Here is a 13,272-nt window from a genome sequence, read left to right as displayed (position 1 = left end):
TCAGGCGCTGGTCGCCGGCACGCGGGCGCGCAGCAGCGCCACGACCGTCTCGGCGAGCTGGATCGGGTCGAGCGGGTGCGGCACCGCGGCCTCGGCGCGCGACCAGGTGGCCAACCAGGCGTCCTGGGGGCGGCCGGTCAGCACCAGGACCGGGGGGCAGCGGTGGATCTCGTCCTTGAGCTGCTTGGCGATGCCCATCCCGCCGGCGGGCACGGCCTCGCCGTCGAGGATCGCCAGGTCGATGTGGCCGGCGTCCATGTTCTGGATGACGACCGGCTCGGTCGCGACCTCGACGTACTCCAGCTCCGGCAGGTCCGGGTGCGGGCGTCGGCCCAGCGCCAGGATGACCTGCTTGCGGGTGTTGACGTCGTCGCTGTAGACGAGCACCTTCAACGGCGCGCGGGAGGCAGTGGTGTCGCTCACGGCCGCGATGCTACCCGTCGCCGCTGCCGGCGGACGCCGCGGCCCGCTCCCGGGCCTCCAACCGGTCCAGGCGCCGGTCCTCGCGCCTGGCCTCGGCCATCGACGAGCGCACCCACTGCACGAAGAGCACCCCGAAGAAGCTGAGGGCGATCAGGTCGCCCGAGCCCCACAGGATGCCGCCGGCCAGGTGCTGGTCGTCGAAGGGGTCGGGCAGCCACGAGCCCATCGGCCCCTCGCCCAGGCGTGGGTAGTAGTCGCCGCCCAGCAGGGTCGACTGGCCCATGATCGTGACGCCGAGGAAGGCGTGGAAGGGCAGCGTCAGCACCGTCAGCAGCATCCGGAACGGGTAGCCCAGGCGGCCCGGCAGCGGGTCGATGCCCATCAACGGCCAGAAGAACAGCGCGCCCACCGCCACCAGGTGCACGTGCATCATCTCGTGCACGAAGACCGACTCCAGCGAGGCGCGGTACCAGTCTGTGAAGTAGAGCGCCCACGGCGAGACGATGTAGAGCACGAAGGCCAGGGGGGCGAAGGACAGCACCTTGGCCAGCCGCGAGTGCAGCAGCGCCAGCAGCCAACCGCGCGGGCGCTGCGGCAGCGTGCGCAGCGCCAGGGTCACGGGGGCGCCCAGCGCCAGCGCGAGCGGCACCAGCATCGACAGGATCATGTGCTGGACCATGTGCACGCTCAGCAGCGTCGTGTCGTACGCCGCCAGCCCCGAGGCGGTCGCGAAGTAGAAGGAACCCATGCCCACGCCGACGAACGCCACCGTGCGCCCCACGGGCCAGCGGTCGCCGCGGGCGCGCAGCCTCGAGATCCCGTAGAGGTAGAGGCCGACCACCCAGACCGTCGCGACCGTGGGCACCGGGGAGAGCGACCACTGGCCCAGGACCTGGCCCAGGGAGAAGGCCGGGAGGTCCGGGTCGGCCGTCAGCGCGACCACCACGGGAGCGGCCAGATCGGCGGGGAACGCGGGAATCTGCACACTGTGAACTTTATGACCCGGCACTAACCGGGGGTCGTGGTGGCCTCTGCGAGATCGCAGGCCATAATGCTCGTGTGGCGACAGCGGCAACCCTCCCAGCATCCCGTCTGCACGGGCACCACGACCGACCCAGCATGGTCAGTGTCGGGACCATCATCTGGCTTTCGAGCGAGCTGATGTTCTTCGCGGCGCTCTTCGCGTCGTACTTCACGATCCGCTCGGTCAGTCCCGACCTGTGGGAGCAGAACACCCAGCTCCTCGACGTGCCCTTCGCGTTGACCAACACCACGATCCTGGTGCTGTCCTCGCTGACCTGCCAGCTCGGCGTCTTCGCCGCCGAGCGCGGTCAGGCCGGGCGCACCGGGTCGCTGCTGCAGTTCAAGCTGTGGGGCCTGCGCGAGTGGTTCATCCTGACCTACGTCATGGGTGCGATCTTCGTGGCCGGCCAGGCCGTCGAGTACGCCACCTTGATCCAGGAGGGCGTGACCATCCAGGACTCCGCCTACGGCACGATGTTCTACCTGACCACCGGCTTCCACGGCATCCACGTGGTCGGCGGTCTCATCGCCTTCCTCCTCGTGCTGGGCCGCACCTACCTGGCTCGCAAGTTCACCCACGAGCAGGCAGTCAGCGCCATCGTCGTCTCGTACTACTGGCACTTCGTCGACGTCGTCTGGATCGGTCTTTTCGCCACGATCTATCTTGTGAAGTAACGCCCCGAGACGCTGCACCCCGAACCCAAGGATCCCCAGTGCGCTTCGTGAACCGCTCCGCCGGTCGCCTCTCCCGACACCGTCGCGGGCCGTTGGCCGGCCTCGTCCTGCTGCTGGTCGGTCTCGTGACCGCCGGCGGTCTCTACACCGCCCTGGCCCCGGCCCAGGCGCAGGACTCCGACACCCTGGCCATCGAGGTCGAGAAGGGCCGCGAGCTGTTCCTCGTGGGCTGCTCGAGCTGCCACGGCCTCAACGGCGAGGGCGTCAGCACCATCAACGGCAACGTCCTCGGCCCCTCGCTGGTCGGGGTCGGCGCCGCCGCCGTCGACTTCCAGGTCGGCACCGGCCGGATGCCGATGGCACAGCCGGGCGCCCAGGCGCCCCGCAAGCCCGCCACGTACTCCGACGAGGAGACCGCCCAGCTGGCGGCGTACGTCGCCTCGCTGGGCCCCGGCCCCGCGATCCCCGACGAGTCGGACTACTCCATCGAGGGTCTCGACGACGACGCGAAGGAGGCCGCCGTCGTGCGCGGTGGCCAGATCTTCCTCACCAACTGCACCGCCTGCCACAACTTCGAGGGTGCCGGCGGCGCCATGCCCCGCGGCGGCTACGCCCCCACGCTGCACGGTGTCGAGGAGAAGTACATCTACGAGGCCCTGCTCACCGGTCCCCAGAACATGCCGAGCTTCAGCAACGGCAACATCTCCCCCGAGGAGAAGCGCGACGTCATCGCGTACCTGAAGTCCCTCGAGGAGCAGCCCTCCTACGGCGGCTTCGGCATGGGCGGTCTCGGCCCGGTGACCGACGGGCTGTTCGCCTGGGTGGTCGGCATGGGCGGCCTGGTCGCCTTCGCCATCTGGATCGCTGCTCACACGACCCGTTCGACGAAGAAGAAGGTGGCGCCGTGAGCGACATCCAGCACGACACGCACGGCGCGTCCCACCAGAACCTCCCGGCCACCACCGAGGAGCCGATCGCCAACCCGGGCCTGCCCGAGCACACCTGGCGTCCCACCGACATCGACGACAAGGCCGCCCAGCGCGCCGAGCGCCAGGTCGCCGCGATGTTCGGCCTCTCCTCCGTCTTCGCCATCCTGTTCCTGGTCGCCTACTTCACCCTCGACGTGGGCGACAACTGGCAGACCTTCGGCGGGTACGGCGCCTCGAACCTCGCCCTGGGCCTGACCCTGGGCATGGCGCTGCTGCTCATCGGCGTGGGCATCATCCAGTGGGCCCGCAAGCTGATGGCCGACCACGAGATGGTCGAGATGCGCCACCCCGCCCGCTCCTCCGACGAGGACCGCACCGCGACGCTGGCCGCGCTCGACGCGGGTGTCGCGGAGTCCGGCATCACCCGCCGGCCGCTGATCCGCAACTCGCTGCTGGGCTCGGTGACCCTGCTGCTGGCCCCGGCCGTCGTGCTCTTCCGCGACCTCGGCCCGACCCCGAGCCAGGCCGCTGCCGCGGGCCCGAACGCGGGTCTGGAGAACACGATCTGGAAGCCCGACATGCGCGTCGTGCGCGACGTCATCGGCACCCCGATCCGGGCCTCCGACCTCGAGGTCGGTGACCTGGTCAACGCCGAGCCGGAGGCGATCTTCCCGACCGAGGAGAACGGCTACCCCGAGATCGAGGGTGTCGAGCTGCACGTCGCGAAGTCGAAGGCCGCGGTGGTCGTGGTCCGCATGGACCCCGACGACGTCATCCCCGGCGAGGGACGCGACAACTGGTCGGTCGACGGCATCGTCTGCTACTCCAAGATCTGCACCCACGTCGGGTGCCCGATCTCGCTCTACGAGCGCACCACGCACCACCTGCTGTGCCCGTGCCACCAGTCGACCTTCGACCTCGCCGACTCCGGTCGCGTCGTCTTCGGCCCGGCTGCCCGGCACCTGCCCCAGCTGCCGCTGGCCGTCGACGCCGAGGGCTTCCTGGTGGCCCAGAGCGACTTCACCGAGCCGGTGGGGCCCAGCTACTGGACGCGTGACCACAAGGACATCGGCGACCAGGGTGAGGCGGAGCTGTGAGCATCGACACCAGCAAGACCGCGACGAGCAACAGCTCGGCCGCGACGGCCAAGAAGCCGGGCAAGGCCGGCGTCGTGGCCAACTGGGCCGACGAGCGCCTGGGCCTGGGCACGGCCATGAAGAAGAACCTGCGCAAGGTCTTCCCCGACCACTGGTCCTTCATGCTCGGCGAGATCGCTCTGTGGAGCTTCGTCGTGCTGCTGCTGACCGGCGTGTTCCTCACGTTCTGGTACCGGCCGAGCATGGCCGAGGTGACCTACATGGGCTCCTACGACCAGCTGCGCGGGCTGCACATGTCGGAGGCGATGGCCTCCACGCTCAACATCAGCTTCGACGTCCGCGGCGGCCTGCTGATGCGCCAGATGCACCACTGGGCGGCCAACATCTTCATCGCCTCGATGATGATCCACCTGCTGCGCGTCTACTTCACCGGCGCGTTCCGCAAGCCCCGTGAGCTCAACTGGGTCATCGGCTCGCTGCTGCTGCTGCTCGGCACGCTCGAGGGCTTCACCGGCTACTCGCTGCCCGACGACCTGCTCTCGGGCACCGGCATCCGTGCCGCCGACGGCTTCATGAAGTCGGTCCCGGTGGTCGGCAGCTACATGTCGTTCTTCCTCTTCGGTGGCGAGTTCCCGGGTGACTCGATCATCCCGCGCCTCTACACCATCCACGTGCTGCTGCTGCCGGGCCTGCTCCTGGCGCTGATCGCGGCCCACATGCTGCTGCTCGTCTACCACAAGCACACGCAGTGGCCTGGTCCCGGCCGCACCGAGGAGAACGTCGTCGGCTTCCCGATGCTCCCCGTGTACGCCGCCAAGGCCGGTGGCTTCTTCTTCATCGTCTTCGGCGTCACCGCGGTGATGGGTGCACTGCTCAACATCAACCCGGTCTGGAAGCTCGGCCCCTACGACCCGACCAAGGTCACGGCCGGCTCGCAGCCCGACTGGTACATGGGCTGGCCCGACGGCGCGCTGCGCATCATGCCCGGCTGGGAGACCCACCTGTTCGGCTACACGATGGCCTGGAACGTCTTCCTGCCGATCATCGTGCTGCCCGGCCTGATGTTCACGATCCTGCTGCTGCTGCCGTTCATCGAGTCCTGGATCACCGGCGACAAGCGCGACCACCACCTGCTGGAGCGTCCGCGCAACGCGCCGACGCGCACCGCGCTGATGGTGGCCCTGATGACCTTCTACGGCCTGATGTGGGCCGCGGGCGGCAACGACATCATCGCGATCAAGCTCAACCTGAGCATCAACCAGATCACCTACTTCATGCGGGTGGCGGTCTTCGTGGGCCCGGTCATCGCCTTCATGATCGCTCGCCGCTGGTGCATCTCCCTGCAGCGTCACGACCAGGAGAAGCTGCTCCACGGCTACGAGACCGGCGTGATCATGCGCTCCCCCGAGGGCGGCTACAGCGAGCGGCACCTGCCGATCGCGCCGTCGTCGGCGTACACCCTCACTGCTCGCGACCGCGACGAGATGTGGACGCCGGAGGCGGAGACCGACGAGAACGGGGTCCGCACCCCCGGCGGTCGCCTCAGCGGTCTGCGGGCCAGGCTCAACAAGCTCTGGTACGCCGACAACGTCCAGAAGCCCACCGCGGCCGAGCTCGAGGAGGCGCACCACCACGCCGAGCACGAGCACGAGCTGCAGGCGCCGATGGAGGGCCACTCCGCCGACGGCCACCAGTTCGACGGCCACCACGCCGTCGAGGGCGAGACGCTGCGCGGGAGCCACTGAGCACCTCAGCTCCACGACGAAGGCCCCCACCCGAGCGATCGGGTGGGGGCCTTCTGCGTCTCAGCCGAGCGCGGAGCCGGCCCGGTACTCGCGCCAGGTCGCGTTCCAGTCGCCGAAGCCGTTGTCGAGGGTCATCGGCCGGTCGGTGCCGGTGTACTCGACCACGTCGCCGCGGCGCGTCATGGCGTAGAGCCAGGCGGCCTGCTCGGTGCTCATGCCGGTGCACCCGTGCGAGACGTTGGCGCTGCCCTGGCTGCCGACCGACCAGGGGGCTGCGTGGATGAACTCCCCCGAGCTCGTCAGCCGCATCGCCCACTGCACGTCGGCGATGTCGTAGGCCTCGTCGCCGCCGATGCCGACGGTCTCGGAGTCCATCCGCTTCGACTCGTACTTCTCCATCACCACCTTGGTGCCCGAGCGGGTGGTGAAGCCGGCCTTGCCGGTGGTGATCGGGATGGTGCGCAGCAGCTCGCCACCGGAGAGCACCTGCATGGTGTGGGCCCGGGCGTCGACCCGGTAGACGTGGGACTCCCCCACCGTGAAGGCCACCTCGCGGCTCTCCTGGCCGTAGACCCCGCCCCCGGCGGCGACACCGTTGACGTCGAGGTCGACGACGACCTCGCTGCCGGCCTCCCAGTAGTCCCGGGGCCGGTAGTGCACCTCGGTGTCGCTGAGCCAGTGCCAGCTCCCGACCTGGGCCGGGGTGGCCTCGACGTGCATCTCGCGCTCCATGGCGGCGCGGTCGGTGACCGGCACGTCGAACTGCACGACGACCGGCATCCCGACCCCGACGGTCTCGCCGGCGAGCGGGGCGACGGAGGCGTAGGTCTGCTGGGCCAGGGACAGCTCGACGGTGCTGAAGCGACGTTCGCGCACCTGGGGGCCGTCCGGGCCGCTGACCCGTGCCCGCACGACGTACGCCGTGCCCGGCTCGAGCCGCTCGGCGGCGCGCCAGGTGCCGTCGCCGCGCCGGCGGCCGGGCAGCCGTCCCTGCGGCGAGGAGACCTCGACGCCCAGCAGGTCACCGTGGTCGGCGCCCACCTCGAGCAGGGTGTCGACGGGCACGTCCTGGGCTCCCTTGCGCACGTTGCTGCGCACCACCACCCGGGGCGCCTGCGCGGCCGAGGAGTCCCCGGCACCGCCCACGGCGTCGCTCTGCTCGGTGGAGGTCCCAGGGCCGCTCTCGCAGGCGCTCAGCACGCCCAGGGAGAGCGCCAGGGCGGCCAGGGACGCGAGACGACGGCGGTGACGGGAGGCACCGGTGAGCGCTGGTGTCATGCAGCCAGGGTAAAGGGGGCTCCTGACGCGCGACGACTCCGCGGCCCAGAGGCGGCGGAGTCGTCGTGGTGGAGCCGGGTGGGGCTCCCGCTCAGTGAGCGTGCTCCCCGCGGTAGTACTCGTAGACCAGCCCGGAGGTGGCCACGGCGCCCAGGACGCCACCGATGATGGCGAGCCACCAGGCGGTCATCGCCAGCCCGAGCACGATCGTGCCCAGGGTCAGCGCCGCCCACAGCGGCCACCAGGAGTAGGGCGGGAAGAAGCCCAGCTCGCCGGCGCCGTCGGCGATCTCGGCGTCCTTGCGGTCCTCGGGCCGCGGCTCCATCTTCTTGGCGTGGAAGCCGAGGTAGAAGGTGACCATCATGGTCAGCAGCGTGGTCATCGTCAGCGCGGATGTGCCGGTCCAGTCGCCACCGGTGTCGCCGGCGCTGGTGATGAACCAGTACGCCGGGGTGACCAGCACCAGGAACGCGGTGCAGATCGCGAAGATCATCGCTTCGGCCTTCATCAGCTGTCCTGCCCCTCGTCGGTGCTGGTGCGGGTGCCGGTGCGCTCGCCGACGACCTGCTCGCGCCCGGCCATGTCGGGGGCGTCCGCGAAGTCACCGTTGCGCGCCGCGTCGTTCTCCTCGAGCTCGATGGCGGCGATCTCCGGGTGGTGCAGGTCGAAGGCCGGCGACTCCGAGCGGATGCGCGGGATGGTCACGAAGTTGTGGCGCGGCGGCGGGCACGAGGTGGCCCACTCCAGCGAACGGCCCCAGCCCCACGGGTCGTCGACCTCGACGAGCGGCGCGTTGCGCGAGACCCACACGTTGTAGAAGAACGGCAGCATCGACAGGCTCAGCAGGAAGGCACCCACCGTGGAGACCTGGTTGAGCAGGGTGAACCCGTCGTCGGGCAGGTAGTCGGCGTAGCGGCGCGGCATCCCCTCGACACCCAGCCAGTGCTGGACCAGGAAGGTCAGGTGGAAGCCGATGAAGAGGATCCAGAAGTGCAGCTTGCCGAGCCGCTCGTCGAGCATCCGCCCGGTGAACTTGGGCCACCAGAAGTAGAAGCCGGCGAACATCGCGAACACCACGGTGCCGAAGACCACGTAGTGGAAGTGGGCCACCACGAAGTAGGAGTCCGAGACGTGGAAGTCCAGCGGCGGGCTGGCCAGGATGATGCCGGTCAGGCCACCGAACAGGAAGGTGGTCAGGAAGCCGATCGACCACAGCATCGGGGTGTCGAAGGACAGCGAGCCGCCCCACATCGTGCCGATCCAGTTGAAGAACTTCACTCCGGTCGGCACCGCGATCAGGAACGTCATGCCCGAGAAGAACGGCAGATCCACCGCGCCGGTGACGAACATGTGGTGCGCCCACACCGCGACCGAGAGGATCGCGATGCCCAGCGTCGCCCCGACCAGGCCGACGTAGCCGAAGAGCGGCTTGCGGCTGAAGACCGGGAAGATCTCGGTCACGATGCCGAAGAACGGCAGCGCGATGATGTAGACCTCGGGGTGGCCGAAGAACCAGAACAGGTGCTGCCACAGGATGGCGCCGCCGTGGGCGGTGTCGAAGACGTGCGCGCCCAGGATGCGGTCGGCCTCCAGGGACAGCAGCGCGCCGGCCAGCACCGGGAAGGCGACGAGCACGAGCAGGCTGGTGACCAGCGTGTTCCACACGAACAGCGGCATCCGGAACATGGTCATGCCGGGCGCGCGCATGCAGATGATCGTGGTGATGAAGTTGACCGCACCCAGGATCGAGCCCAGGCCGGCCATCCACAGGCCCATGATCCACAGGTCGCCGCCGACGCCGGGGCTGTTGATGGCGTCGGAGAGCGGGGTGTAGGCGAACCACCCGAAGGAGGCCGCGCCCTGCGGGGTCAGGAAGCCGGAGGCGGCGATCAGGCCGCCGAAGAGGAACAGCCAGTAGCTGAACATGTTCAGCCGCGGGAACGCCACGTCGGGCGAGCCGATCTGGATCGGCATGATCACGTTGGCGAAGCCGAAGAACAGCGGGGTCGCGAAGAGCAGCAGCATGATCGTGCCGTGCATCGTGAAGAGCTGGTTGTACAGCTCCTCGTTGACGACCTGCTGGCCCGGGTAGGCCAGCTCGGAACGGATCAGCAGGGCCATCACGCCGCCGACGAGGAACCAGGCGAACGAGGTGACCAGGTACATCTTGCCGATCAGCTTGTGATCGGTGGTCGTCAGCATGCGGACGACCATCTGGCCCAGCGGCTTGCGGGCCGCGGCGGGCGTCGAAGCGGCGCTCACTGGCCCTCCCCCTCGGTCTCGGCGGACGCGAGGCCCACCTGGGTACGGGTGTCGTCGCGGCCCAGGATCGGCAGGGCCGACTCGGCACCGGCCGCGGCCAGCGAGGCGACGTGGGCGTCGTACTCCTCGGCGCTGACGACGTCGACGTTGAACAGCATCCGCGAGTGGTAGGCACCGCAGAGCTCGTAGCACTTGCCCTTGAAGGTGCCCTCGGTCTTGGGGGTGACCTCGAAGGAGTTCACGCGACCGGGGATGACGTCCATCTTGATGAGGAAGCCGGGCACGCCGAAGTCGTGGATGACGTCGGGCGAGTGCAGGTTGAAGCGGGTGGTCTGCCCGACGGGCAGCACCAGGGTGGGCACGTCGGTCAGGGTGCCGGCGACGTAGGCGTAGCCCTCATAGGGGTACTCGTCGTCCTCGTTGTCCTCGTTGGCCGCGACGTCGACCGCGCCGACGCCGTGGTTGAAGGTCCACGACCACTTCTGCGCGGTGACCTCGACGATGTTGTCGGGGGCCGGGGACTCCTCGAGCACGATGTCCTGGACCCGGATGGTGTGGGCGAAGAACACCACGACCATCATGATCGGCGCGACCGTGTAGAAGATCTCCAGCGGCAGGTTGTAGCGCGTCTGGACGGGGATCTCGTCGTCGCTGCGACGGCGGTAGGCCACCACGACCCAGGCGATGAGGCCCCAGACCACGACACCGGTGATGAGGGCAGCGATCCACGCCCCCTGCCACAGGTTCAGGGTGGCCTCGCCCTGCTCGGTGATGGGCTCTGGCATGGCCAGGCGCTCCCACTCACCGCGGGACTCCGACGAACAGCCGGCGAGCAGCACGAGGCCGAGGCCGAGCGTGGCGCCCAGGCCCGCACGACGGGCCGAGGCCCACCGACGTCCTGGTGCCATCTGGGGGAGCTGCAGACTCACGAACGAGCCTTCCTCTCAAGCGATCAGAAGTTGGCGCCAGAGTACCCCGCCCGCCACCGGTCGGGGCGCACAGGGTGGCCTACCGTGGCGGTTGTGACATATGCCGCGCCGGTCGACCTCGACGCCGCCTCCGGGGAGCCGCTGCACCCCGCCGCCCGCGACGTGCTCGCCGCGGCCCACGAGCGGGGCTGGGGCGATCCGCGACGGCTGCACCACAGCGGTCGCGACGCCCGGCTCCTGCTCGACAACGCCCGTGAGGTGGTCGCCGGCTGCCTGGGCGTGCGCCGCGAGGAGGTCAGCTTCACCGGCTCCGGCACCGAGGCCGTCCACCGCGGGCTGCTGGGCCTCCTCGAGGGCCGTGCCGACGGGCGCGAGGCCACCCTGGTCAGTGCCGTGGAGCACTCGGCGGTCGGGCACGCCGCGGCGTGGGCGGCCCGGCGCAGCGGCGAGCCCGGCGCCGTGGTCCCCGCCGACCGGCTCGGCCGGGTCTCGCCCGACGCGGTCGAGGACCTCCTCTCCCCCACCACCGGGGTGGTCGCGGTGCAGGCCGCGAACCACGAGGTCGGCACGGTCCAGCCCGTCGCCGCGGTCGCGGCGCGCCTGGAGGCCCGGGTGCCGCTCTTCGTCGACGCCTGCGCCAGCGCGGGTCGCCTGCCGCTGCCGACCGGGTGGGACGCGGCCGCCGCCTCGGCCCACAAGTGGGGCGGCCCGCCCGGCGTGGGGGTCCTGCTGGTGCGCAAGGGCGCCCGCTGGGCCTCGCCCTTCCCCGGCGACGACCGCGTCGACGAGCGCACCAGCGGCTTCGAGAACGTGCCGGCGGCCCTGGCGGCCGCTGCGGCCCTGCAGGCGGTGGAGGCCGAGCGCGAGGAGGTCGCGGCCCGCCAGCACGCCCTGGTCGACCGGTTGCGGGAGGGGGTCGCGACCATCCCCGACGTCGACGTGGTCGGCGACCCGGTCGAGCGGCTGCCGCACCTGGTGACCTTCTCGTTCCTCTACGTCGACGGCGAGGCGCTGGTCCACGAGCTCGACCGGCACGGCTTCGGGGTGGCCAGCGGCTCGGCCTGCACCTCGTCGTCGTTCGAGCCCAGCCACGTGCTGGCCGCGATGGGCGCGCTCACCCACGGCAACGCCCGCGTCTCGCTGCACCGCGACACCGGTGCCGACGACGTCGAGCGGCTGCTGGCGGTGCTGCCCGGCGTGGTCGCCGACCTGCGCGCCCGGGTGGGCATGTGAGCCCGGCACCGGTGGCGCTCGAGCTCGACTGCCGCGGCCGGCTGTGCCCGCTGCCGATCATCGACCTCGCCCGGGCGCTGCCGGGCCTCGAGGTCGGCGCGGTGCTGGCGGTCGTCGCCGACGACGCTGCCGCGCGCGTCGACGTCCCCGCCTGGTGCCGCATGCGCGACCAGGAGTACGTCGGCGAGGACACCGCCGACGACGGCTTGCCGCGCTACCTGGTGCGGCGCAGGACCTAGCGCACCGAGGCCAGGTGCGGCGCGACGTCGGCGGCCGCCTCGGCGCCGTACGACTCCTCGACGCGACCCAGGAACTGCTCGGGGGTGAAGGTGTACTCCTGGGTGCCCACGGTCTCCACGACGTACGCCGCCAGCACGCAGCCCACCTGGGCGCTGCGGGTCAGGTCGAGGCCCCACGCGGTCGCGGCGAGGTAGCCGGCGCGGAACGCGTCGCCGACACCCGTCGGCTCGACGGCGGTGACGTTCTTGGCGGCCGGCACCACGATGTCCTCCTCGCCGGCGCGGCACACCCGTACGCCCTCGGCGCCCAGCGTGGTCACCTGGACGCCGACCCTGGCCAGCACGTCCTCGGAGGACCAGCCGGTCTTCTGCTCGATCAGGTGCGACTCGTACTCGTTGCTGAAGAGGATCGCGGCGCCCTCCACGAGCTGGCGGATCAGGCCGCCCTCGCCGAAGGCCAGCTGCTGGCTGGGGTCGGCGATGAAGGGGTAGCCGCGCTGCAGGCACTCCTGGGTGTGGCGCAGCATCCCGTCGGGGTCGTCGGCGCCGATCAGCACGAACGAGGGCTGGCCGACCCTGGCCACGATGGGGGCCAGCTCGATGAGCCGCGCCTCCTTCATCGCACCGGGGTAGAACGAGGCGAACTGGGCCATCGTGGAGTCGGTGGTGCACACGAAGCGGGCGGTGTGCAGCGTCTCCGAGATGTGCACGTGGTCGCAGTCGACACCGTGGCGCTCCAGCCAGGAGCGGTAGTCGGCGAAGTCCTCGCCGGCCGAGCCGACCAGCACCGGCGACAGGCCCAGGCGGGCCATCCCGAAGCACATGTTGGGCGCCACCCCGCCGCGGCGGATCTCGAGGTCGTCGACCAGGAAGGAGACCGACAGCTTGTGCAGCTGCTCGACCACCAGCGAGTCCTCGAACCTGCCGGCGAAGCTCATCAGGTGGTCGGTCGCGATCGACCCGGCCACCAGCAGCGGTCCGCCGGGCACGGCGTCGGTCACGGGCGCAGAAGTGGTGTCGGGCACGGCGCGAACACTACCTGCGGGTAGTGCTGGGAGTACCCCCCAGTAGCCCCTAGCGTCGCGAGCATGACCCCCTCGACTCCCTCCTCGACGCCCTCATCGGGCCCCGTCGGCGCCCGCGGCTCCCGCGCCCGGCTGCCCTACGACGACCTGGCCTGCGTCAGCGACATGGGTGCCGACTGCGAGGCCGCCGGCCGCGCCCTGCACCTCGTGGTGGGCCGCGAGGCCGCTGCCGCCGCCTCGGTGGCCCGGGCCGCACGCCGCCCCGTCCCCAGCATCCGCTTCGACGACTTCCCGCGCGAGGTGCGCAAGCGCGACATCGAGGTCGGCGAGGCCGCGCAGCGGCTGGCCAACGCGCTGTCGCTGCACCTGGACTGATGCAGGTGCTCACACGCTGAGCACACGACGAAGCCCCCG

14 protein-coding genes are annotated in these 13,272 nt (G+C 70.5%); 7 read left to right on the top strand and 7 right to left on the bottom strand.

Annotation, left to right across the window (positions count from 1 at the left end; all coding sequences use genetic code 11):
- Together H0S66_RS14780 and H0S66_RS14775 are read right to left on the bottom strand one after the other, a co-directional pair.
- A complete protein-coding gene (locus tag H0S66_RS14780; RefSeq protein ID WP_179616050.1) occupies nucleotides 1–423 on the bottom strand; it encodes an Rv3143 family two-component system response regulator in 423 nt (140 codons plus the stop codon).
- Nucleotides 424–433: 10 nt separating this feature from the next.
- Nucleotides 434–1,408, bottom strand: a complete 975-nt coding sequence (locus H0S66_RS14775; protein WP_258016937.1) for a cytochrome c oxidase assembly protein — start codon at nucleotides 1,406–1,408, stop codon at nucleotides 434–436.
- A 134-nt stretch (nucleotides 1,409–1,542) separates the two neighbouring features.
- Here H0S66_RS14775 and ctaE point away from each other — a divergent pair, with 134 nt between their 5' ends.
- Genes ctaE through qcrB form a run of 4 tightly spaced genes read left to right on the top strand, consistent with a single transcriptional unit; the run spans nucleotide 1,543 to nucleotide 5,892 of the window.
- On the top strand, nucleotides 1,543–2,121 hold the full coding sequence (gene ctaE / locus H0S66_RS14770) for an aa3-type cytochrome oxidase subunit III (protein WP_218876337.1): 579 nt from the start codon (nucleotides 1,543–1,545) through the stop codon (nucleotides 2,119–2,121).
- Nucleotides 2,122–2,159: 38 nt separating this feature from the next.
- Entirely contained in the window at nucleotides 2,160–3,029 is an 870-nt protein-coding gene (qcrC, locus tag H0S66_RS14765) for a cytochrome bc1 complex diheme cytochrome c subunit (protein ID WP_179616047.1), read from the top strand.
- On the top strand, nucleotides 3,026–4,147 hold the full coding sequence (gene qcrA / locus H0S66_RS14760; RefSeq protein WP_338037211.1) for a cytochrome bc1 complex Rieske iron-sulfur subunit: 1,122 nt from the start codon (nucleotides 3,026–3,028) through the stop codon (nucleotides 4,145–4,147). The genes qcrC and qcrA overlap by 4 nt, the downstream gene beginning before the upstream one ends.
- On the top strand, nucleotides 4,144–5,892 hold the full coding sequence (qcrB, locus tag H0S66_RS14755; protein WP_179616046.1) for a cytochrome bc1 complex cytochrome b subunit: 1,749 nt from the start codon (nucleotides 4,144–4,146) through the stop codon (nucleotides 5,890–5,892). The genes qcrA and qcrB overlap by 4 nt, the downstream gene beginning before the upstream one ends.
- Before the next feature lie 60 nt (nucleotides 5,893–5,952).
- Here the strand turns inward: qcrB and H0S66_RS14750 are convergent, their stop codons facing one another.
- The 4 genes from H0S66_RS14750 to ctaC form a co-directional block, all read right to left on the bottom strand.
- Entirely contained in the window at nucleotides 5,953–7,170 is a 1,218-nt protein-coding gene (locus H0S66_RS14750; RefSeq protein WP_179616045.1) for a L,D-transpeptidase, read from the bottom strand.
- 91 nt (nucleotides 7,171–7,261) lie between these two features.
- Nucleotides 7,262–7,678, bottom strand: a complete 417-nt coding sequence (locus tag H0S66_RS14745) for a cytochrome c oxidase subunit 4 (RefSeq protein ID WP_179616044.1) — start codon at nucleotides 7,676–7,678, stop codon at nucleotides 7,262–7,264.
- The gene (gene ctaD, locus H0S66_RS14740) at nucleotides 7,678–9,384 is read right to left on the bottom strand and encodes an aa3-type cytochrome oxidase subunit I (RefSeq protein ID WP_179617434.1); all 1,707 of its coding nucleotides are present in this window, start codon (nucleotides 9,382–9,384) and stop codon (nucleotides 7,678–7,680) included. Before ctaD ends, H0S66_RS14745 begins: the two co-directional genes overlap by 1 nt.
- Before the next feature lie 44 nt (nucleotides 9,385–9,428).
- The gene (gene ctaC, locus H0S66_RS14735; RefSeq protein ID WP_258016936.1) at nucleotides 9,429–10,361 is read right to left on the bottom strand and encodes an aa3-type cytochrome oxidase subunit II; all 933 of its coding nucleotides are present in this window, start codon (nucleotides 10,359–10,361) and stop codon (nucleotides 9,429–9,431) included.
- Nucleotides 10,362–10,445: 84 nt separating this feature from the next.
- Between ctaC and H0S66_RS14730 the strand changes: the two genes are divergently transcribed.
- Together H0S66_RS14730 and H0S66_RS14725 are read left to right on the top strand one after the other, a co-directional pair.
- A complete protein-coding gene (locus H0S66_RS14730) occupies nucleotides 10,446–11,594 on the top strand; it encodes a cysteine desulfurase family protein (protein WP_258016935.1) in 1,149 nt (382 codons plus the stop codon).
- The gene (locus H0S66_RS14725; RefSeq protein WP_219633578.1) at nucleotides 11,591–11,833 is read left to right on the top strand and encodes a sulfurtransferase TusA family protein; all 243 of its coding nucleotides are present in this window, start codon (nucleotides 11,591–11,593) and stop codon (nucleotides 11,831–11,833) included. Before H0S66_RS14730 ends, H0S66_RS14725 begins: the two co-directional genes overlap by 4 nt.
- Here the strand turns inward: H0S66_RS14725 and H0S66_RS14720 are convergent.
- Nucleotides 11,830–12,771 carry a carbohydrate kinase family protein gene (locus tag H0S66_RS14720; protein WP_179617431.1) on the bottom strand — a complete coding sequence of 314 codons (942 nt, stop codon included), beginning with the start codon at nucleotides 12,769–12,771 and terminating at the stop codon, nucleotides 11,830–11,832. The two genes, H0S66_RS14725 and H0S66_RS14720, sit on opposite strands and share 4 nt — an antisense overlap.
- Before the next feature lie 150 nt (nucleotides 12,772–12,921).
- Here H0S66_RS14720 and H0S66_RS14715 point away from each other — a divergent pair, with 150 nt between their 5' ends.
- Nucleotides 12,922–13,233, top strand: a complete 312-nt coding sequence (locus H0S66_RS14715; protein ID WP_246305159.1) for a hypothetical protein — start codon at nucleotides 12,922–12,924, stop codon at nucleotides 13,231–13,233.
- Nucleotides 13,234–13,272: the final 39 nt, after the last annotated feature.

It is taken from the genome of Nocardioides marinisabuli (genome assembly GCF_013466785.1).
In the GTDB taxonomy this organism is placed as follows: domain Bacteria; phylum Actinomycetota; class Actinomycetes; order Propionibacteriales; family Nocardioidaceae; genus Nocardioides; species Nocardioides marinisabuli.
This window is presented reverse-complemented; position numbering and strand designations above follow the sequence as displayed.